Origin of the sequence: Sulfurovum sp. (assembly GCF_041562805.1) — a bacterium.
Classification (GTDB): Bacteria; Campylobacterota; Campylobacteria; order Campylobacterales; family Sulfurovaceae; genus Sulfurovum.
In genome coordinates, this window is the sequence record NZ_JBFFOH010000021.1 from 1 (window position 1) to 21,583 (window position 21,583).

Genomic DNA, 21,583 nt, shown 5'->3' on the forward strand with positions numbered 1-21,583 from the left:
ATTGATTCTATCATCGGTGTTGGTGATACAGTAACTGCTACAGTTTCTAATATTGAACCTTATGGTGTATTTGTTGATCTTGGTGAAGATCTTGAAGCATTCCTTCATGTATCTGAGATCTCTTGGGATAAAAATGTTAAACACCCTAAAGACTACCTAGAAAATAATTCAGACATCAATGTTGAAGTTATTGAAATCGATAAAGAAGGTAGAAGACTTAGAGTGAGCCTTAAAAATCTTCTTCCTAAACCTATGGATGCATTTACTGCTGAAAACAAAGTAGGTGATGTTGTAACTGGTACAGTAACATCGATCACTGATTTTGGTGCATTTGTAAAAGTAGGAGCTGTTGAAGGTCTTCTTCATAATCAAGAAATTTCTTGGGACAAATCAAAGAATGCAAAATCTGAACTTAAAGTTGGTGATGAAGTTGAAGTGAAGATCATCAAGATAGATAGAGACGCTGGTAAGATCTCATTGAGCAAAAAAGCGCTTGAAGCTTCACCGGTAAAAGCATTCGCTGAAACACATAAAAATGGTTCTATCGTAACAGGAACTGTAAAAGACAAAAAAGACTTCGGTGTATTTATTTCACTTGAAGACAACATTGATGCACTTATCAGAACAGAAGATCTTCACCCTCTTAAATTTGACGAGATTGAAAAAGGTCAAGAGATCACTGGTGTGATCAGTTTTATCGATGGTAACACTGATAGAATCAGAGTTTCTGTAAAAAGACTTGAGCGTCAAGAAGAAAGAGAAGCAATGGATCAGCTTAATTTAGAGCAAGACGACAGCATGACTCTTGGTGATGCATTCGGTGATAAATTTAAAAGATAAATAATTTACCAGTAAGGGACGCTTTTCAAGCAAAGCTCCAAAGCGTCACAATCAAAAAATGTGCACTTAGGCACATTTTTTACCCTTTGCTTGTTGATACGGAGTTACCTTTTAGAGGTAACTCATACGACTAGTCGTACTCTCCCTATTTTATGGTACTCAAATTTTTTACAATAATAAAGGTTATATAATGTCAAAAAAGACAATTGTTGTTTGTGATCACATACACCAGGATGGACTGGATATTCTTGCGAATGATAGTGAAATAGAATTTATCAATGCGGCAGATGAGCCTAAAGATAAGCTCCTTGCTGAGTTCATTCCTTTGGCAGATGTTGCAATTACACGTTCATCTACAGATGTTGATGATGCATTTTTAGCAGCTGCTAAAAAAATTACAGCTGTAGTACGTGCCGGAGTTGGTGTGGACAATGTAGACATTCCTGGATCTAGTAAGCAAGGTATCGTTATCATGAATGTACCTACTGCGAACACTATAGCAGCCGTTGAGCTTACAATGACTCACTTACTTTCATGTGTGAGACAATTTCCTTATGCACATAACAATCTTAAACTCGATCGTGTATGGAGAAGACAGGACTGGTATGGTACAGAGCTCAAAGATAAAAAGCTTGGTGTGATCGGTTTTGGTAATATTGGTTCACGTGTAGGAAAAAGAGCTAAAGCATTTGAAATGGATGTTATAGCGTATGACCCGTATATTGATCCAAGTAAAGCTACAGATATGGATGCTTCATACACTAAAAATTTTGAAGATATTTTAGCATGTGACATCATTACTATTCATACCCCTAAAAATACTGAGACTATCGGTATGATAGGTAAAGAAGAGATAGCTAAGATGAAAGACGGTGTAATGCTTATAAATTGTGCCAGAGGTGGTCTTTATGATGAAGATGCACTTTTAGAAGGACTCACTTCCGGTAAGATCGCAATGGCCGGTATCGATGTATTTAACAAAGAGCCTGCGACTGATCATCCTCTGCTTGATCTTGATAATGTAACTGTGACACCTCACCTTGGTGCTAACACAAAAGAGTCACAAAAGAATATTGCAATTCAGGCAGCTGAAAATGCTATTGCTGCTGCAAAAGGTATTTCATATCCGAATGCACTTAATTTACCTATCAAAGAAAATGAACTGCCTGATTTTGTAAGACCATACTTGGAACTTATACAAAAGATAGGACATATGTCTGCACAGATCACGAAAAGTGCCATAAAATCAATTAGAGTAATGGCATCTGGTCCTGTAACTGATCATTTAGAATCTATGGGTACATTCGCAACTGTAGGTGTGCTTACGGAGTCTTTAGGAGATCAGGTAAACTATGTTAATGCTGAGTTTGTTGCTGAGGAACGTGGCATAGAGATCATTAAAGAGGTAAAGCCAAATAACAGTGGTTTTACCAATAAAATTGGTGTGAAACTGACAACTACAGAAGGTACGATCTCTATAGAAGGAACTGTTTTTGATGACAGTGAACAACGTATTATTGAAATAGATGATTATATCTTAGATGTTGAGCCAAAAGGCACGATGATCTTCTTTAGAAATACAGATACTCCGGGTGTGATCGGTGATGTAGGTAGAATCATGGCAGAGAACGGTTTGAACATCTCTGACTTTAGACTGGGACGTGACAGTAAGAAGCAAGCCCTTGCTGTTGTCCGTGTTGATGGACAAATTAAAAAAGAACTTCTTGAAGAACTTGCTTCATTGGAAGCATGCATTAGCGTTTCTCACGCTACACTTTAGAAACTAAGTGGATACTCCACTTAGTTACTTCAACTACTCCCCCTTGTGCTATAAACACGTTTAACACTAGTATTACGAGAGTTAGACACTAATTTAATTACTTTAAGTTATATAAGGTATAATATATACTTATTTATATGATCGCTTAGAATATATAATTATTTCTTTGGCTATAATATAATGTAATCTCGGGGAAGAGGAGTATATCTTATGAAAAAATATCTCATTTTTTTCTTAGCATGGCCATTATTTGCAGGTTTAAATAACTTGGACATTGATAAGGCCATTTCGATGCTGGAAAACAATAACTTAGAATTAAAAATATCTCATTTTAACGAACAGATGAAGGCTTATGAAGCTACTGCAGCCAAAGGCCATAATTATGGTACATTAGATGTAACTGTGACTGGTATGCGTTCAAATGATGCAGGGAATGTCTTTGGATTTAAATTACAAAGTCGCGAAGCTACTTTTGGTGATTTTGGTGCAAGAGAGTTTATGGATGCTACAGGGCAAAATGGAGGAGTACCTCCAGAAAGTGCATACACTACACCTCCACAAGCATTAAATTATCCAGATGCAAGAAACCATTATCAGACAAAAATATCGTATATGTTGCCTCTTTATACCGGAGGAAAACTCTCAGAATACGGACGTATTACGGAGGCTTTACAGCGTATGAGTCAGTGGGATACCCAAAAACTTATGAATGAAAAGATATTTCAAACGAAAAAAGCATTTTATGATATCTCTTTGGTGGATAACTATATTTTGAATCTTTCTAAGATCATTCAAAATATTAGACATTTAGAATCGATCGTTAAAGGTATGGGTGAAGAGGGGTATGCACGAGATATAGATCTTCTTGAAGTACAGGCCCGTAGAGCTGAAGCCGAGAGTATGCATAACCAGGCAAAACTAAATAGAGATCTGGCGTATCAATTTCTCTCATTTTTATTAAATGAAGAAGTCACTTCTATTAAGAAAGTCAATGATATGGCACCTATGCCAAGTGTTGATAGATCAGAAGTAGAAAATAACAATATAGATATACAAAAAGCATTGCTGGGTTTGCAAATTACTGAAATGGCCATGAAGGTTGAAGAAGCAAATTATCTACCCACTATTGGTGCATTTGGAGAGTATGGTAGTGCAGATAATAGCTTATGGAATGAGTTTGAAGAGAAAGACTCATATACGGTTGGAATACAGTTGAAATGGAATATATTTAACGGTGGTATTGATTCCGCTAATCTTGAAAAAGCAAAAGTGAATTACCTTAAAGTACAAAACGAAGTCTCATTGGCTAAATCGGGTATTTCTTTAAAAGTAAAAAAACTTGAAACAGAGATCTTAAGTAAGAATGCAGATGTGAAGAGTTATGAAAAACAACTGCGTTTTGCAAAAAAAGTATATGAAAACTATCGTTCACGATATAAAGAGGGTATTGCTTCAATTTCGGATGTTTTGATGAAACAATCAAAAGAGTTGGAAATTTTACTCAAGTTACTCACGTTTAAGAATGAACGAAATACAAAGATATTTGAACTAAACAGTATTTTGAATACAGGAGGAAAGGTATGAATAAACTTACACAATTAATGCTTTTAGCATTGATGTTAACATCGGTGCACGCAATAGAAATAAATTTAAGTGGATCAGTCGTTTCAGATAATCAAAAAATGTTGACCAGCCGTTATATGGGCTACGTAAAAAATATGGCTGTTTCAGAGGGTGATATCGTCAAAAAAGGACAACTGCTTTATGAGATCGATTCAAAAGAGATAGAGTCTGCAGAGAGACAGGTGGATCTAGCCATTTCTCAAGCCAGACTTTCTTTGCAAATGAATAAAAATCAATACAACAATGTATTAACAAATCTTGCAAGACATGAAAGACTTTATAAGAAAAAGATGGTTTCAAAATACGAATATGAAATGATACAACTTGCATCAGAAAACCTTAAAGATATGGTTAAAATAGCAGAAGAACAAGTAAATCAGGCACTGGCTAAAAAGGACGAAGTGTTAAATCAGTATAATTATTTGACGATTCTTGCGCCTAACGATGGTGTGATTGTTGAGAAACGTCTTAATGAAGGTGAAATGGCCATTCCTGGTATGCCAGCAGTTGTTTTAACTGATTTGAGTAAATTAACGATTGTAGCTGAACTGAGTGAAACACAATTGAGATATATCAACTTGGGCAAAAAGGTAGATATTGAAATACCTTCTATTGGATTTAAAACTGTAGGTGAAATCACATCCATAATTCCAAGTTCAAACCCTATGACACACAAGTTTAAGATTAAAATGAACTTTGATAGTAATGGACGATCTTCCGTATATCCAGGTATGTACGCTAAAATTATTATTAGGGATCAGTAATGGGAAATAAAAAAGAATATGAGATCATAAATGTAGCAGGAAAACTCGCAAAAGGTTTTTTACGAAATCCTTTAACGATAGTCCTGGGGGCAATTCTACTACTTGTTGGATATATAGCACTCAATACAATGCCAAGAGAGGAAGATCCTCAAATTGCTATATCTGGCGGTGCAGTTATCGTTGCGATGCCTGGTGCAACACCTAAGGAAATAGAAAACGTTATTGTAAAACCATTGGAACGTAAATTACGTGAAGTACATGGAATAGAACATATATATGGAATGGCTATGGAGAACGTGGGTATTGTTAATGTGATGTACTATATTGGTGAAAATAGAGAAGATTCCAACCTCAAGCTCTATGATAAAGTAATGCAAAATATGGATTTAATGCCCAAAGGTGTTATGCAGCCAAGTGTGAAACCATTTGATATTGATATTGATATCCCTATTGTCACGGTGGCATTTTATCCAAAAACAAAAAGTAGTATTGATGATATAGGACTTTTTGAAACGGTCAGAAAAGTACAGCAAAAAATAAATGCTGTTGACAATGTGGCTAAAACAACACTTAAAGGTGCGCGAAAAGCACAATATAATATAGAGGTTGATATGGGAAAACTTTCAGCATATCACCTCTCTTTAGGACAGATCATGCAAGCAGTGCAGTCTTTGGCTGTTTCTGTACCTGAGGTAAAAGGAAGATCTGGAAATAATCATTTGGTGATCTTTGGAGTAAAAAATGCGATTGAAAGTGTAGAAGATGTTGGGAGTGTGATCGTAGCACAATACATGGGATCACCAATTTACTTAAAAGATGTTGCAAATGTAACTAGTGGTATGGATATACAAAACTTTCAAACAGCTAAGATATTGATGAGAGAAGAAAACAAAAATGAACAAGTAGAAAATGATAAATCCGTACATGCGAAATCAGCTTTGAGTGAGGAGAAAAATCAAATCACTTTGACTGTTGCAAAATTGGCCGGGACCAATGCCGTGTTTGTTTCTGAAGATGTTCTTGATGTTCTTAAAGGGTTTGAACATGAATTTGAAAAATTAGGAATTGGATATCTTATTACAAGAAACTATGGGTTACGAGCAAATGAGGCGGTAAATGAATTGATGCATCACTTGATCATTACAATTGTGATCATTGCGTTGATGCTAGTTTTCGCTTTGGGTTGGAGAGAGTCGATCATTGTTACATTTACGGTACCTGCGATTTTGGCAGTCACACTTTTTACTGCATGGATGACAGGTCAGACAATGAACAGGATCACACTCTTTGCTCTCTTGCTTTCTTTGGGATTACTTGTTGATGCTGCGATCATTGTGATTGAAAATATTCATAGACATTTACATAGTCATGGTGTTGAGGACAGAGATATGGGTGAACTTTTAGTTGAAGCAACCGATGAGATCGGCGCACCAACAAATATAGCCACTTTGGCCATTATCTTAACAATGGTTCCCATGGCATTTGTTGGAGGGATGATGGGGTCATTTATGAAACCTATACCATATAATGTACCTGTAGCACTTATCGCATCGCTGTTTGTAGCCTACATATTTACGCCGTATTTGAGTCTAAAGTTACTAAAAAAACCAGAACATGGTGATTATGAAAAAGAACATGATGAAGGATCTAAATAATGAAAAATCTTGAAAGTTTTATTTATAGTATTCTTGATAGTAAGTCAAAGAAAAAAATGGTTGTTATTTTAACCGCTGCAGCATTTTTTCTTTCTCTTTTAATGTTTCCTACAAAATTGGTACTTGCAAAGATGTTACCTGGTAAGAGTGATAACACCTTTTCTATCTATATTGATACTCCTACAGGTTCGTCTATAGAGCAAACAAAAGATGTAAGTAATTGTGTGATCGACTTTTTGAAAAAAGAAGACGAAGTGATAAATTTAGAGCTTTTCCTGGGGCAAGGTATCCCCCTTGACTATGCTGGTCTTGTTAAAGGTGCCAGTATGAAACGTACTGAAAATGTCTCAGAGATATCTGTAAACCTTACAGATAAGCATCATCGTGCTGAACCGTCATTTCTTATGGTTCAACGTTTAAGACCTATAATCCAAAAAGCATGTGTACCTTTAACAAGAGGTACAAACATTAAATTCGTAGAGCAACCATCTGGACCTCCCACATTGGCATCGATCGTTGTGGAAGTACATGGCGAGGACTTAGAAAAAATAAGACGTCTTTCTGTAGATGTAGCTGATGTTTTATCAGAAACAGAAGGATTGGTCGATATTGATCTGATGGCAGATGAAAATTATGAAAAATATGAACTTATACCTGATAAAGAAAAAGTTGCTAGAAGTGGATTAAATGTTGGACAAGTGAACAATATTATATATGTTGCTTTTGAAGGTATGGTCATAGCACATAAAAACTCTCAAAACTCACCAGATCAAATACCTATATTTTTGGTATTGGATAACGACAGTAAAAGACTACCTATATCAAATGCAGATGCATTGCAAAGCAAGCTTTCGTCACTGAACCTAATGAACATGCAAGGAATGATGGTTCCGTTAAGTGAAGTGGTGACTATCCGTAAAGTAAAGTCAAACCCTATGATCATGCATAAGGACCTTTCCCGAATGGTGAATGTTATTGCTGAAACAGATATGGTTTCACAAGTCTACCCCCTGTTGGAAGCACGTAGTGTAATGCTTGAAAAGTTTGAAAAAGATTATATAATTACGAAAGCAGGCTTATCAACCTATATGTTTGACTTTACTTTAGAAGATAAAATTACACATGAAAAATTCTTGATACGTTGGGATGGTGAAATGAAAGTAACCCTTGATACTTTTAGGGATCTGGGTGCTGCATTTATTGCTGCTTTGATATTGATCTTCTTGTTATTGGTCATTTACTATATGAGTTTTGTTATTAGCGGTATTGTGCTGTTAGGTTCATTCCTCTCGCTTATAGGTGTGATTGTGGGGCACTGGGTTGCAAACTGGTTTACATCTGAAACGTTCTTCCTGACTGCAACTTCCCTCATTGGTTTTATTGCACTTATAGGGATCAGCTCTCGTAATTCACTGTTACTTATCGACTTTGCCAAATCTTTGATGGAGATTGAGGGTATAAAGAAACGTAGAGCCATTGCTATAGCTGCTGCTACCAGAGCAAAACCTATTGCTTTAACTGCGGTTGCTATTATCCTGGGGTCTGCTTTACTCGCCGGAGATCCTGTATTTGGTGGGTTGGGTGTTGCACTTATCTCGGGTACGGTTGCGGCTGTTTTTGTCTCACTTCTCTTTATTCCCGTACTGATGGATAATGCCAACGCAATGGATTTTGAAAAGATTGACGATCCTAAGGTAGATCATACTATTTCTATCACCAAGTAACCTTCTTTTGGCACCCATTTCGGGTGCCCCTACAACATTTTACCAAGCATTCGCTATAATCACTCATAATTTTTAAGGAGCTAAAATGGCTACAATTGGAATGGGTGATATTAAAAAAGGCACGAGACTTGAAATTACAGGAAACCCTTATAAGGTTACAGATTTTCAGCATGTTAAACCAGGTAAAGGTGCAGCTTTTGTACGTATGAAGGTCAAGAATCTTTCTACAGGTAAAACGATTGAAAAGACAGTACATGCAGGTGATAAGTTTGAGGTACCGGCACTTGAGCAAAAAACGATGCAATACCTCTATGATGATGGTGAGATGCTTCAGTTTATGGATACAACATCATTTGAACAAATAGGGCTTACACATGAACAAGTAGGTAAAGATACGTTTGATTATATGATAGATGGTATGGAAGCTGAGATTTTGTTTCATGGTGGTAAAGCTATTTCAGTTGAGATCCCACAAACGGTTGTACTGAAGATCGTAGAAACACCACCTAACTTCAAGGGTGACTCACAAGGTGGGAAAAAACCTGCTACACTAGAAAGTGGTGCAGTAGTTCAAGTACCATTTCATGTACTTGAAGGTGAGATGATCAAAGTAGATACTGTTGAAGGGAAATACCTAGAAAAAGCTAAATAATTTTCAGTATAGTATTTTGGTTGGATAGGTATAATGATATATGTAGATACAAGTATATTTATATAAACTTATGTAAATATTATCATACATAGATATGATGATATACCATATAATTATAATTGCAGTTTTTGTAGGGGGAGGACTTTGAATATTTTATATCATATTAGTATGAGATATAGATTATTAAAGGCATAGAGTATATGAATTTAAATAACATTCTTACAAGTGGACATAGTTTTACCGAAGGTGAGTATGCATTAAAATCCAAATTTATATTACTCAATAGTTTGATTTTTTTATCAATAACTGTTGTTTTTATATTAACCATAGTCTTAGTTTATCATGGAAAAATATTTTTTGCTATGGCTAATATATTTTACATACTTTCAGGCCTTTACTCAATTAAGTTATTACGTAAGAATAAAACGAATCAAAAATATATTATTGTTGTCATTTCATTATTAAGTCTACTATTAGTGGTTATTGCGATTAGTAAGTATCCAAGTGAAGAAGTCCGTTTTGTATGGTTTCCTGCTATCATAATTTCTTCATTTTTTTTAGGTGGTAAAAAATTAGGATACATTGTTGCTTTTTTAAGTGTTTTATCTATCATTATGCTAGAGTATCTTATAGATACAGGACTGAATAACTATACTACATTTCTAGCAATTATTATTATTCTATTTAGTACAACAATTATTGCTTTATATGAAAGACGAGAGTTTATATTAAAAGAAGAATTGCTAAGTATGAATCAGTATCTTGAAGATAAAGTGAAAAAAGAAATTCAAAAACGTCTTGCCATGTACGAAAAAACTCATAATCAATTACAGGAAAGTGCAGTGAAGTTGGAAGAACAAAAAAATGCTTTTAAGAATCTTGCACATTATGATACATTAACAGGTCTACCAAATAGACTACTTTTTTATGATAGGTTAGAAAAAGTTATTGAAAACGCTGAAAAAAATGATCAAAAATTTTCTATCCTATTTCTTGATTTAGATAATTTTAAAGAAATTAATGACTCTTTTGGACATGATGTTGGGGATGATTTGCTCAAGATTGTTGCAGAAAAGTTTCAAAATAGAATAAGTAAATCTGATCTTTTAGCAAGACTCGGAGGTGACGAGTTTACTTTGGTAGTTGGAGGTTGGAGAAATACTGAACACATAGCTTCTATTGCTGATCGACTGATTCATGCGTTAAGTGAACCAATTTATATTTTAGGATATGAAATCTATATAACAGTAAGTGTAGGAATTAGTATCTATCCTGATGATGGTATGGATATTGCAACATTATTAAAACATTCAGATTCTGCAATGTATAGTGCTAAAAATGAAGGGCGTAATTTATATCACTTCTATAAACAAATTATGACAGATCAGGCTTTGGAACGTGTGACACTTGAAACAAGAATGAGAAAAGCACTTGAAAACAACGAGTTTATTATATATTATCAGCCAATTGTTAATGGAGTAACTAGTGAACTGATAGGCTTGGAAGCACTTGTAAGATGGCAACATCCTGAAAAGGGATTATTAACACCAGATAAATTTATACATATAGCTGAGCGAACATCAATTATTATACCTCTTGGCGAATATGTTATGAATAAGGTTGCTGGTCAAGTAAAGGATTGGCATGAAAAAGGTTTTAATCCATCCTATATTTCCATTAATTTATCAGTTAATCAATTGCGTCATAAAAAACTACTATCCAATATTAATAATATGTTGGAGAAAACAAATTTTAGAGATGATTGGTTAGAATTTGAGATTACAGAAAGTTATGCTATGAAAAACCCTGAAGAATCTATAGAGGTACTTAATCAGATCAAAGCATTGGGAGTAAAGCTTTCTATTGATGATTTTGGCACAGGTTATTCTTCCTTGTCGCATTTAAAAAAGTTACCTGTGGATAAATTAAAGATTGACAAAGCTTTTATAAGTGGTTTACCTTATGACCTAGATGATAAGATCTTGGTGGCTACTATTGTTTCGCTAGCAGAAAACATGAACTTAAAAGTGGTAGCAGAAGGCGTAGAAAATGAAGAACAAAAGAAATACTTAGAAAATATTGGGTGCATTTACATGCAGGGTTACTTGTTTGAAAAACCGGTTGACTATACAATAATAAATAAAAAATATTGTAAAGTTTAGTAAAGAGGAAAACATTTTGGATAAAGCATTTCATCAAATATTACGGAAAAGAAGTGAGATATCTGTGAGATATGACCCCAAAACTGAATCAATTTGGGTATATGGCAATCCTAATACACGTCCTTGTCTCAGTCTTGAATTGATTAAGGAGTTTAATCAATTACAACTTGAAATAAAGGATTATTTTGTATCAAATGATATGAAACCTAATGTATCAATAAAATATTTTGTATGTGCTTCTCAAATACCAGGAGTTTACAATTACGGTGGAGATTTAAATCTTTTTTCTGATCTGATAAAAAATAAAAATAAAGATGCATTATATCAATATGCGAAATTATGTATTGATGTTGTTTATTTAAATGCTGTAAATTTGGAACTTCCCATTACAACTATTGCATTGGTTGAGGGTGACGCATTAGGTGGTGGTTTTGAAGCTGCTATATCATGTAATATGGTTATAGCAGAAGAACAAACTCAAATGGGGCTTCCTGAAATAAGATTCAACCTTATACCAGGTATGGGTGCATATAGTTTTTTAGCAAGATTGGTAGGAACAAAAGTAACTGAAGAGATAATAGGAAGTGGACAGATGTATGATGCTTCGACATTACATGAAATGGGGGTAATTACACAGGTTGTTAAGCAAGGAGAGGCTGAGACAGCAGTGAAGAAATATATGAAACGGAATATCCGCTTATTTAATGGAATGCAAGCTCTTCAAGAGGCTAGACGAAGGTATCAACCTATTGAATATGATGAATTGATTGACATAACTAAGATATGGGTTAATGCAGCTTTACAATTAACACCACTAGATTTGAAAATGATGCAAAAATTAGTTGATGCGCAAAATGCAAAAAACATAAATGCACAGCATAAGTTGAGAACAAAACAAGACAGAAGGTTTGAGTCTGAAAAAATTATGTTCCCTTTTGTAGATACGCAAGGAAAGGTTATTGAAAAAGACAGGAGGGGTAAACCTGACCCTCGATGATCAATAACTGTTTAAAAATTCCCTCACTACATTTTCTATGATTTTAGCTAAGATTTTCTTGGCTATTTTTTCTTCTTTTTCTTCTTGAACACTTTTTCACAATCTTTTATCATCGCATCCGGTATGGAAGCTATGGTCATAAACTCAGTCATTTTTAACATCGGATACATATATGCAATATAGTACTTAGGATCAAGTATTTTTGCTTTTCCATTTTCAATGAGAATTGGGTATGGAAGCATAGCTGCATTGTTTCTACCAATTCTTTTTGTAAAACCACTGGTTCTTCTGGAGAGTTGAATACCAATAAGTGTTGAACCATTTTCCAGCGTTTGCGTAAAGAGTACTTTATCGTTATCTTTGATCTTTTCTAAAAGGTCATCCCCCGAAGCGACTTCTATCATATCTTCATAATGAGGCATACCGTTCATAAATTGGTATTTTGGCAAGAGCTGGAACTTGAGTACATCTTTTGAGTTTTTCAAACTAGGAAAGTGCTCAATAAGTTTTACTAAGATCTTTTTGGCTGCTTTTTCATCAAAATCACTTTGTAAAAATCCTTTTGCCATATAAAGAGGGTTGGTAATACTGATCTTCTTCTCTTTTGTATCTACAAGTACACGTAATGATGCTATAAAGCCTCTAGTTTCTTTACTTGCCATGCTGACCAAGGATTTATCTGTAAAGACTACTGAAATGAGTGTACCTTTTTTATCTACAGGCACAGAAGTCAAGACTTCAAATCCTGCCGCCTTGAGGTTTTTTTCTACCGTTTTTACATCTATAAATTTTCCGCGAAGATACGCGGAAATTCTTCCTTGGCTTACATCTCCGATTCTTGTATTACCACTCTGTTTAAGTTTCTTTTGTTTATCGAATCTATGAGGTATATAATTTGGTGGTACACGTTTAGAGAATTTAATACTTCTATCTAATGCATCTTGATTCTTTTCAGATTGTAAAGCCACCGGTACTTTCGGTACAGTTGGTATACAAATTTCTACTGTACCAGCTGTGGTTTGAATCGTTTGTACTTTCTCTCCTTTGGCCTTAGTGTCTAATACTGTTCTTTTTTCTTGAACTTCAGGTAGGTTTTCTTTGGCCACTGCTACCTCTTCATGTATCTCTGTTTTAGATACAGTCTGTTCTAACAGGGTATTGGTATTAGATGTTGCCTTCATACCAAATGCAGTGAGGATCTCAGGTATCTCTTTGTCCAGTTTGTTGACAAGTCCTACTCTTTTTTCATCAGTGATATTTAAAGTAGTTGACCAGTTCTCAAGTCTTAGCATACCTACAACAAGTTTGTTGGTTCCTTTCTTGATGTATACATACATAGTACAAGGTGCAAAAAGGCCTGCTTCTGGGTGAGCAGCCTGGTTGTCAAAGACATTGAACGAGAACTCTAAGTGACAAAGAGAATAGGTCCAGAAGGCATCATATCCTGCCAGAATTTCCTCTGCATTATCTCTTCCTTCCATGAAATTGTGGTATCCGGCGATAAGATATTTTTTATCGATAAATGCGAGTTCAAATCTGTTTTGGAACCCTTCAATAAACTCATCTAAATCCTCAGGAGCATCAAATTCATATTCAAAGTTATGCATACGGTTTTCCGGGAGTTTTTTATAGGTCTGGTATGATTTTGTATATTTGAGCCCTTTAGCTCTGAATTCTGCTTCTACTTTTGTATCAAGCGGTTTAATGGAGGCTATAAAATGATCTCTCACTTTTTGGTCTTCTATCCCAATCATATCGAGGAATGCTGTGGGCATGATATGACCTACATGTGTTACATTCTGATCTAATTTTTTGTAGATAAGCATATTGAATGGAGCAGTCGATGCAATACGTGGATCGATATTAAGAAGTGGCAAGATCTCTTTGTCATTCACCACAGATAAAAAACTGAGTGTATCTAAGACGGTTGAACCATACTTGTCTTCATATTGGTCATTGACCCTGTGATGTGGATCTGTGACTTCATAGTCAATTGTTTTTAACTCTTCTTCAATGATCGCATTATATTGTTTTTCTACATTGCCTTCGAGTGTATACATCACGGCTAAAGCATTCTTTGGAACAGGTACTTCTTGTACGATTAATGGTTCAACCTTTATAGGCTTTTCTTTAGGAATGGTTTTGGTTTCTTCTGTAGCTTTTTTAACGTTTGATTCCGGAACTGAAAGTACTTCTGGTGTTTGTGTCAGTGGATTTACATTTGATACTGCTGTCATACCGAACGCTGACAATATCTCTGGTATTTCTCTATCAAGCTGTTCTACAAGCGCCAGTCTCTGCTTATCGGTAATCTCTAGCGTATCAGACCAGTTATGTAATCTAAACATTCCGACAACAAGTTTATTGGTTCCTTTTCTGATATACATATACATGGTACACGGAGCGAATAAACCAGCTTCTGGTCGTCCACCTTCATTATCAAACATATGATATGAAAACTTCAAATGACAAAGGGAGTAGGTCCAAAAAGCATCATACTCCGAGAGTATATCTTCAGCATCATCTGTAGCTTCCATAAAGTTATGGAAGCCTGCGATGAGATATCCTTTGTCGATGAAAGCGAGTTCAAATGTATTTTGGAACTCACCGACAAAATCATCTATGTCTTCAGGTACTTCAAATTCATATTCGAAGTTTATCATTCTTTGTTCCGGAAGTTTTTTATACGGCATGTACGATTTTTGACCACCTAATTCTTGTTCTATCAGACCATCAAGTGATTTAAATGTAGCAGTGAATTTTTCTCGTACTTCTTTGTTTTCTATCCCTAATATGTCTAACATTACTTTAGGCTGTAGGTGACCAACATGTGTTTTATTTTCATTAAGTTTTTTGTGTATAAGCATATTGAATGGTGCAAAACCTGCTATACGAGGATCAATGTTGAGGAGTGGTAAAATGACTTTATCATTTACTACAGGCATAAAACTGAGTACATCGAGTACAGTTGAACCATACTTTGTCTCATACTGGTCATTTACTCTTTTATGCGGATCTGTAAGTTGAAAACCTATACTTTTTAGTTTCTGCTCTACAAGTGTATTATACTTTTTCTGTGCATCACCGTCTATAGTGTAGAAGACAGCTAGTGCATCTTCATTTGAAGCTGTTGTAGAAGTGCTTTCTTGTGTAGAGGTAGCAAAGAGTAAAGCAGGTAGAAGTAGAGCAAAATAAAGTATTTTATTTGTAACAGTATTCACATAAATCCTTTGGACAAGTATTATTGATAGGATAGCATAGAATTTATATATATAATAAATAGAAGTTATGAATTTTCTTTATGAAGAGTGAAACGCTACCAAAAGTGACTGGAAGTTTAAAGAGATAAATAAGAAGGGAATCCCCTTCTTATCAGATAGAATCAATAATTAATTAATCATTGATCGTTTTAACAGAATCGTTAATGTTTTCAGAAACAGATTTCACTGATTCTCTATTGTCATTAGACGCAGTTTTTACTGAATCAGCTGTATTTTCATTTACTGATTTCACTGAATCTCTTGAGTCATTAGAGATTGTTTTTGTAGAATCATTTACATTTGTTGCTACTGTACTTACTGAATCTTTTGAGTCATTAGAGATTGTTCCTGTTGTACTGTTCATATCATTAGAAACAGTTTTTACAGAATCTCTTGAGTCATTAGAAACAGTTTTTACAGAATCTCTTGAGTCATTAGAAACAGTTTTTACAGAATCTCTTGAGTCATTAGAAACAGTTGTAACTGAATCTTTTGCATCTTTAGATACAGTAATTGTAGAGTCTTTCATATCAGTACTAAGACTTGTACCACTATCTTTCATATCAGAAGTTGTAGTTTTAAGCGATTCTCTAGTATCAGTTGAAAGGCTAGTAGTAACACTACTCATATCAGAAGTTGTGTTTACTTCCACTGTTTTAATGTCATCAGAAACTTTCATTGTAGTCTCTTTAGTATCTGAACTTAAGTTTGTCACAGTTCTTTCAGCACTTTGTGTTGTTTCAACTGCTCCATCTTTTACCGTAGCAACAGAATCTTTTGCATCTTTACTCATACTAACAGCAGCTTCTTTCATATCTTTAAACATATCGTTAAAGTCAAAATCAGCTTGCGCGCTTGTCACTAATAATGCAGCTACTGCTACAGAAGTTGTAATCATTCTTTTCATCTATATTCCCTTTTATAAGTATTTATAAAGATAGTATATCAGTTGTTATATTAAATATAACTTAACGTTTATTATAAAATTTATAATTATGACTTATATTATAGAATATAGACTTATCTCAGAATAAATAAATATTGAATAGTTGTCATGATGTAGAAAATAGGGAGGGGGGGTAAGCAACCTTTTATATAGGTCACTTATTTGTAGTTATGTTTTTCTTTTTCATATGTTCTGTATATTCATCTTGAGTGATGGCTTTAGTGTCTTTACCTTGAGTAATGTCTTTAAAAGAGTCATTTAGATTTGATGCAACTTCATCTATAGAGTCTCTAGTATCATTCGAAATAGTTTTAGATGTTTTGCTTGCTGCAGTTGTAGTAGACTCTAAAGCATCACCTGTATCATTTGAAACTTCTTTAGTGGAGTCTTCTACATTAGTTGAAATAAAATCTACAGAATCTTTAGAGTCATTTGAAATATCCTCTGTGGACTCTCTTGCATCGTTTGAAACGGTTTTGAGAGAATTAACGGAATCACTGCTAATGTTTTCTATCGAATCACCTGTGTCTTCAGAAACAGTTTCTATGGAATCCCTGGCATCATCTGAGGTATCTTCAATGGAGTCTGATACATCTGAAGAAACGGCTTCAACACTATCTCCCATATCAGTAGAAACTGCATCTGTTGTATCTTTAACATCTTCACTTGAGTCAGTAATAGCATCTTTCGTATCTTCAGTTACAGACTCAATTGCATCTTTAGCATCTTCAAATGTTTCAGATGTAGAAGTCTCAATATCATCAGAAACTTTTTCTGAAACATCCCCTGCATCAGAACTTACGGATCGTGATGTTCTTTCAGCACTTTTTGATATTTCTTCTGCACCATCTGTCATAGCATCCATACTATCTTTAGCATCGTCAGTCATGGCTTCAGCAACCTCTTTCATATCATCGAACATATCTCCGAAGCTAAATCCAGCTTGAGCATGTGTTAACAAAGCAACAGCTGCTAAAGTAGTCATTATTTTTTTCATTCTGAAACCTTTTTTATTTTATATATTATGGTTGATGGTATCAATAGTTATTTTAAATATCTCTTAAAGTAAAAGTTAAAATATAGGATTAAATTATAGATACTGTAACATAGAAGTAAAGCAATCCAGGGTTGGATTGCTTAGGAGGATGGAGGGCACACTGCCTCCATCTAGAGATATTAGTCGTTAATTGTTTTAACAGAGTCGTTTAGGTTTTCTGAAACAGATTTCACAGATTCTCTCTGGTCATTAGAAGCAGTTTTGGCTGCATCACTTGTATTGCTTGCAGTTGATTCTACTGAAGCTCTTGAATCACTAGAGATTGTTTTTACAGAGTCAGCAGAGTCCGTAGAGACAGTCTTGACAGAGTCAGCAGAATCACTAGAGATTGTTTTTACAGAGTCAGCAGAGTCAGTAGAGACAGTCTTGACAGAGTCAGCAGAGTCACTAGAAACAGTTTTTACAGAGTCAGCAGAGTCCGTAGAAATAGTTTTCACAGAAGCTGAAGAGTCATTAGAAACAGTTTTCACAGCACTTGTTGAATCAGAAGAGACAGCGATAGTAGAATCTTTCATTTCTTTAGAAGCTACTGTTGCAGAGTCTTTAAGATCTTTTGTTGTATTAGTGATAGAATCTTTTGTGTCTGTAGATACAGCGTTTACAGTATCTCTACTGTCTTTAGCTGTAGAAACTTCTGCTGTTTTTAGATCATCAGAAACTTTTACTGTTGTGTCTTTTGTATCTGCACTTACGTTTGTCACAGTTCTTTCAGCACTTTGTGAAGTTTCAACTGCACCATCTTTTACTGTACCAACAGAATCTTTTGCATCTTTACTCATACTGATAGCAGCTTCTTTCATATCTTTGAACATATCTCCAAAGTCAAAATCTGCCTGTGCACTTGTTGCCAATAAAGTAGCTACTGCTACTGAAGTTGTAATCATTTTTTTCATGTAAAACCTTTTTTAATTTTGATAATTGTAATTTTGCTATAGTATCAATAATTATTTTAAATACATCTTAAACCAAATATCGTAACATAATATTAACAAATATTACTTCATTAAGTAACATATTGCTTAATGATAAAAGATTTTAGAAATGAGGAGTAAAGGGGATAACAACTTACTTTGAAGTTGACAGATAGAAGGCATTGCCTTCTATCTTGAGGAATTAATCGTTAAGTGTTTTAACTGAATCATTGATATTTTCAGAAAGCGTTTTCACATTCTCTCTATTATCATTTGAAGCAGTTTTGGATGTATCACTCGCATTTTTTGCAACTGAGTCTACAGAATCCTTAGAATCCTTAGAAATTGTTTTTACAGAGTCATTTGTATTTTTTGCAATTGAATTTACAGAATTTTTAGAGTCATTAGAAACAGTTTTCACAGAGTCAGCAGAGTCATTAGAAACAGTTTTCACAGAATCTCTAGAATCGTTAGAAACTGATTGTACTGATGAATTCATATCATTAGAAACAGTTTTTACAGAGTCAGCAGAGTCATTAGAAATAGTTTTCACAGCACTTGTTGAATCAGAAGAGACAGCGATAGTAGAATCTTTCATTTCTTTAGAAGCTACTGTTGCAGAGTCTTTAAGATCTTTTGTTGTATTAGTGATAGAATCTTTTGTATCTGTTGATACAGAAACCACAGTATCTCTACTGTCTTTAGACGTAGAAACTTCAGATGTTTTTAGATCATCAGAAACTTTTACTGTTGTGTCTTTTGCATCTTTACTTACATTTGTCACAGTTCTTTCAGCACTTTTTGTTGTTTCAACTGTACCATCTTTTACAGTAGTTACAGAATCCTTTGCATCTTTACTCATGCTGATAGCAGTCTCTTTCATATCTTTGAACATATTATTCAAATCATTTGCTTGAGCACCCGTTAGTAATATTGCAGCTACAGCTACAGAAGTAGTAATCATTTTTGTCATTGTAGACCCTTTTTAATTTTTTATATAAATATTATACTGTAAAGAATATTAAATATAACTTATATTATAGATAATGCTTACTTATATTATTTGCTATTAAACGTATGAAAGCCAACCAATACAGCTACTAAAATGCGAAGCGCTTCTTTTTCCCCATTATTCACTTACATATTTAAATACAATTACTTCGTGTATGTTTATTGTTTATAGATATGTGAAGTTACAGTTACACTAGTTCATAATTATTTTTGATTTCATTCATGATAATAATCAATTTAGTGATTATCTGATACAATACTTTAAGATTGGATTCAAAGATATAGTTTAGTATTTTTGATGTTAAGAGAAAAAGGAAGTTAGATGAAGAGATTATTGGTTAGTTGTGTCATGGTGATGACTTTTGGATTTGCAGAAGAGTATACACAGGCAGATAGAATTTTTGATATGCAAAAAATGGCACAGGCGATGCAGGATATTCAATCTGGCTTTTTCTATAATAACTTGGATATTGTTAAAGCAGGTGCAAAAGATTTAAAAGAAACTATTCACAAAATAAGACCCATTAAGAAAGAGACAGAAAATAAAGATGTTTATGAGAGATGGATGACTAACAATACAGCTATGACAAAACGTATACAAAGAAAAATTGAACAAAATACAGATGATATCGTTGCACGTTTTTCTGATGGTGATGCAACCCAGGCATTACAATATTATAGTAAAATATCGTCAGAATGTATGAAGTGTCATGTACGCTTAAGAAAGTGGTAGTAATGAAACTAAAAAAAATTATAATTGTAGCATTTTTACTCAATGTCTTTTCACAAGCAGGTGATATCACTTTAACAGGTACTGTTGTTTCTGATGGACAGAAAATGATAGGTAGCCGTTTTATGGGATATATCAATAAAGTATATGTAAAAATAGGTGACAGAGTAAAAAGAGAAGATGATCTTTATGAAATGGAGTCTGCCGAATTTGATATCATGAAATCTCAAGCTGATCTTATGCTTGAACAGTCAAAGGTCATTGTTGAGTTTTGGCGTGAAAAATTAAGAAATGTCAATACAAAAAAACTAAGATTGAAAAATACTTATCGTGATGATAATAAGATCTTTCTTACAGATATGTATGATCTGGATGCTCAAGCAGCAAATATTGAGTCAATGTTGGAAGCAATGCAAATCATGGTTAAAGAAGCTACTATACAAGCAAAGCAAATGGCAAGTACATATAGCTACATAAAAATGAAAGCACCTTCAGATGGTGTAGTTGTACAAAAGAACATTAAGGTAGGTGATATGATCATGCCTGGTATGCTGACAATAATGATCGTAGATACAGAAAATTTAGAGATTGATGTTTCTATTTCAGAAAGTATCATATCTAGAGTGAAAACAGGTATGAAAGTGCCAGTAGAGATACCATCTCTTGACTACAAAACTATGGGGATAATACATGCTATCGTACCTGATGCCAACCCTATGACACATAAAATAAAAATGCGCATACGATTTGATAGAGGAACTAAAAACATTTTCCCTGGTATGTATGCAAAAGTAATACTTCAGAATACCAACTAACCCTTTCTTGATTAACATAAACGATGTGCCCCTTTTCACATCGTTTTTCTCATTATTTTTCATAAATTTAACTTATCGTGTCGTTTATTACTATTTATTAATAGTGAAGTTGTTACAATAACTTATAAAATTTTATTTTTAGGAGAATATACAATGAAAAAAGCTTTAGTAATATCAGTTTTAGTAAGTGGACTACTTTTTGGTGGGGAACACATCCAGCCAGACAGAATGAAAAACATGGCGGATATGGAGACAGCGATGGCTAATATACAAAAGGGGTTTCTTTATAATAATGTAAATGTAGTGAAAAATGGTATTTTACAGCTGAAGGAAACTGTAAAGTTCACAGAATCATTTATGAAAGAGGGTGTAGGTGAAAATAAAATAAATAATAAACTGTATGCTCATCAGGAAGCTGTGACTATTAGTAAGTATGCAGATGAGATTTTAGTTACATTTGAAAAAGGAGACAGATACAGTGCAGCAAATAACTATCTGCTTATCTTAAGTAAATGTCTTTCTTGTCACCAGACAATGAGATCTTGGTAACCCTATACTAGGAAGAGGTTTCTCTTCCTAACGCTTCTTCCTACATCACTCCACTTCCCAAATAATTACATATTTTTTCTTTATCTATTTAATTCATCACCATCATA

Annotated in this window: 17 protein-coding genes; 12 read left to right on the top strand and 5 right to left on the bottom strand. The window is 34.2% G+C overall.

From position 1 onward, the window contains the following. The 9 genes from ABYK33_RS04635 to ABYK33_RS04675 all read left to right on the top strand — a co-directional run. Positions 1 to 840: S1 RNA-binding domain-containing protein (locus ABYK33_RS04635; protein ID WP_373031815.1), on the top strand; the 840-nt coding region annotated here is incomplete at its 5' end. 190 nt (positions 841 to 1,030) lie between these two features. Next, positions 1,031 to 2,620 carry a phosphoglycerate dehydrogenase gene (gene serA / locus ABYK33_RS04640; RefSeq protein ID WP_373031816.1) on the top strand — a complete coding sequence of 530 codons (1,590 nt, stop codon included), beginning with the start codon at positions 1,031 to 1,033 and terminating at the stop codon, positions 2,618 to 2,620. Between the two features lie 210 nt (positions 2,621 to 2,830). Further along, entirely contained in the window at positions 2,831 to 4,204 is a 1,374-nt protein-coding gene (locus tag ABYK33_RS04645; RefSeq protein WP_373031817.1) for a TolC family protein, read from the top strand. After that, entirely contained in the window at positions 4,201 to 5,007 is an 807-nt protein-coding gene (locus ABYK33_RS04650; protein WP_373031818.1) for an efflux RND transporter periplasmic adaptor subunit, read from the top strand. Before ABYK33_RS04645 ends, ABYK33_RS04650 begins: the two co-directional genes overlap by 4 nt. Continuing rightward, positions 5,007 to 6,662, top strand: coding sequence for an efflux RND transporter permease subunit (locus tag ABYK33_RS04655; protein WP_373031819.1), 1,656 nt, complete (start codon positions 5,007 to 5,009; stop codon positions 6,660 to 6,662). Before ABYK33_RS04650 ends, ABYK33_RS04655 begins: the two co-directional genes overlap by 1 nt. Beyond that, entirely contained in the window at positions 6,662 to 8,386 is a 1,725-nt protein-coding gene (locus ABYK33_RS04660) for an efflux RND transporter permease subunit (protein WP_373031820.1), read from the top strand. The genes ABYK33_RS04655 and ABYK33_RS04660 overlap by 1 nt, the downstream gene beginning before the upstream one ends. An 85-nt stretch (positions 8,387 to 8,471) precedes the next feature. Continuing rightward, positions 8,472 to 9,038 (top strand): elongation factor P, encoded by a 567-nt coding sequence (gene efp / locus ABYK33_RS04665; RefSeq protein WP_373031822.1) that lies wholly within the window; start codon positions 8,472 to 8,474, stop codon positions 9,036 to 9,038. Between the two features lie 200 nt (positions 9,039 to 9,238). Further along, positions 9,239 to 11,200, top strand: a complete 1,962-nt coding sequence (locus tag ABYK33_RS04670; RefSeq protein WP_373031823.1) for a putative bifunctional diguanylate cyclase/phosphodiesterase — start codon at positions 9,239 to 9,241, stop codon at positions 11,198 to 11,200. 16 nt (positions 11,201 to 11,216) lie between these two features. Continuing rightward, complete coding sequence (locus ABYK33_RS04675) at positions 11,217 to 12,197, top strand: crotonase/enoyl-CoA hydratase family protein (protein WP_373031825.1); 981 nt, start codon at positions 11,217 to 11,219, stop codon at positions 12,195 to 12,197. Between the two features lie 62 nt (positions 12,198 to 12,259). Here the strand turns inward: ABYK33_RS04675 and ABYK33_RS04680 are convergent, their stop codons facing one another. From ABYK33_RS04680 to ABYK33_RS04700, 5 genes are all read right to left on the bottom strand, one after another. Continuing rightward, positions 12,260 to 15,418 carry a hypothetical protein gene (locus ABYK33_RS04680; RefSeq protein WP_373031826.1) on the bottom strand — a complete coding sequence of 1,053 codons (3,159 nt, stop codon included), beginning with the start codon at positions 15,416 to 15,418 and terminating at the stop codon, positions 12,260 to 12,262. Positions 15,419 to 15,590: 172 nt separating this feature from the next. Beyond that, a complete protein-coding gene (locus ABYK33_RS04685) occupies positions 15,591 to 16,364 on the bottom strand; it encodes a hypothetical protein (RefSeq protein WP_373031827.1) in 774 nt (257 codons plus the stop codon). A gap of 193 nt (positions 16,365 to 16,557) precedes the next feature. Next, positions 16,558 to 17,400 (bottom strand): hypothetical protein, encoded by an 843-nt coding sequence (locus tag ABYK33_RS04690; protein WP_373031828.1) that lies wholly within the window; start codon positions 17,398 to 17,400, stop codon positions 16,558 to 16,560. Between the two features lie 179 nt (positions 17,401 to 17,579). Next, positions 17,580 to 18,353, bottom strand: a complete 774-nt coding sequence (locus tag ABYK33_RS04695) for a hypothetical protein (protein WP_373031829.1) — start codon at positions 18,351 to 18,353, stop codon at positions 17,580 to 17,582. Between the two features lie 220 nt (positions 18,354 to 18,573). Then, positions 18,574 to 19,344 (bottom strand): hypothetical protein, encoded by a 771-nt coding sequence (locus ABYK33_RS04700; RefSeq protein ID WP_373031831.1) that lies wholly within the window; start codon positions 19,342 to 19,344, stop codon positions 18,574 to 18,576. Between the two features lie 360 nt (positions 19,345 to 19,704). On the opposite strand from ABYK33_RS04700, the gene ABYK33_RS04705 reads away from it, so the two are divergent. The 3 genes from ABYK33_RS04705 (at position 19,705) to ABYK33_RS04715 (ending at position 21,476) form a co-directional block, all read left to right on the top strand. After that, positions 19,705 to 20,115 (top strand): cytochrome C, encoded by a 411-nt coding sequence (locus ABYK33_RS04705; protein WP_373031832.1) that lies wholly within the window; start codon positions 19,705 to 19,707, stop codon positions 20,113 to 20,115. Positions 20,116 to 20,117: 2 nt separating this feature from the next. Then, positions 20,118 to 20,927: an efflux RND transporter periplasmic adaptor subunit gene (locus ABYK33_RS04710; protein WP_373031834.1), complete on the top strand. Its 810-nt coding sequence runs from the start codon at positions 20,118 to 20,120 to the stop codon at positions 20,925 to 20,927. Positions 20,928 to 21,080: 153 nt separating this feature from the next. Further along, a complete protein-coding gene (locus ABYK33_RS04715) occupies positions 21,081 to 21,476 on the top strand; it encodes a hypothetical protein (RefSeq protein WP_373031836.1) in 396 nt (131 codons plus the stop codon). The last annotated feature ends 107 nt before the right edge of the window (positions 21,477 to 21,583 follow it).

Excerpts from the sequence above, each read along its gene's own strand:
- serA (WP_373031816.1), top strand. The coding sequence starts at position 1,031 with ATGTCAAAAAAGACAATTGTTGTTTGTGATCACATACACCAGGATGGA.
- ABYK33_RS04645 (WP_373031817.1), top strand. The coding sequence starts at position 2,831 with ATGAAAAAATATCTCATTTTTTTCTTAGCATGGCCATTATTTGCAGGT.
- ABYK33_RS04650 (WP_373031818.1), top strand. The coding sequence starts at position 4,201 with ATGAATAAACTTACACAATTAATGCTTTTAGCATTGATGTTAACATCG.
- ABYK33_RS04655 (WP_373031819.1), top strand. The coding sequence starts at position 5,007 with ATGGGAAATAAAAAAGAATATGAGATCATAAATGTAGCAGGAAAACTC.
- ABYK33_RS04660 (WP_373031820.1), top strand. The coding sequence starts at position 6,662 with ATGAAAAATCTTGAAAGTTTTATTTATAGTATTCTTGATAGTAAGTCA.
- efp (WP_373031822.1), top strand. The coding sequence starts at position 8,472 with ATGGCTACAATTGGAATGGGTGATATTAAAAAAGGCACGAGACTTGAA.
- ABYK33_RS04670 (WP_373031823.1), top strand. The coding sequence starts at position 9,239 with ATGAATTTAAATAACATTCTTACAAGTGGACATAGTTTTACCGAAGGT.
- ABYK33_RS04685 (WP_373031827.1), bottom strand. The coding sequence starts at position 16,364 with ATGAAAAGAATGATTACAACTTCTGTAGCAGTAGCTGCATTATTAGTG.
- ABYK33_RS04690 (WP_373031828.1), bottom strand. The coding sequence starts at position 17,400 with ATGAAAAAAATAATGACTACTTTAGCAGCTGTTGCTTTGTTAACACAT.
- ABYK33_RS04695 (WP_373031829.1), bottom strand. The coding sequence starts at position 18,353 with ATGAAAAAAATGATTACAACTTCAGTAGCAGTAGCTACTTTATTGGCA.
- ABYK33_RS04700 (WP_373031831.1), bottom strand. The coding sequence starts at position 19,344 with ATGACAAAAATGATTACTACTTCTGTAGCTGTAGCTGCAATATTACTA.
- ABYK33_RS04705 (WP_373031832.1), top strand. The coding sequence starts at position 19,705 with ATGAAGAGATTATTGGTTAGTTGTGTCATGGTGATGACTTTTGGATTT.
- ABYK33_RS04710 (WP_373031834.1), top strand. The coding sequence starts at position 20,118 with ATGAAACTAAAAAAAATTATAATTGTAGCATTTTTACTCAATGTCTTT.
- ABYK33_RS04715 (WP_373031836.1), top strand. The coding sequence starts at position 21,081 with ATGAAAAAAGCTTTAGTAATATCAGTTTTAGTAAGTGGACTACTTTTT.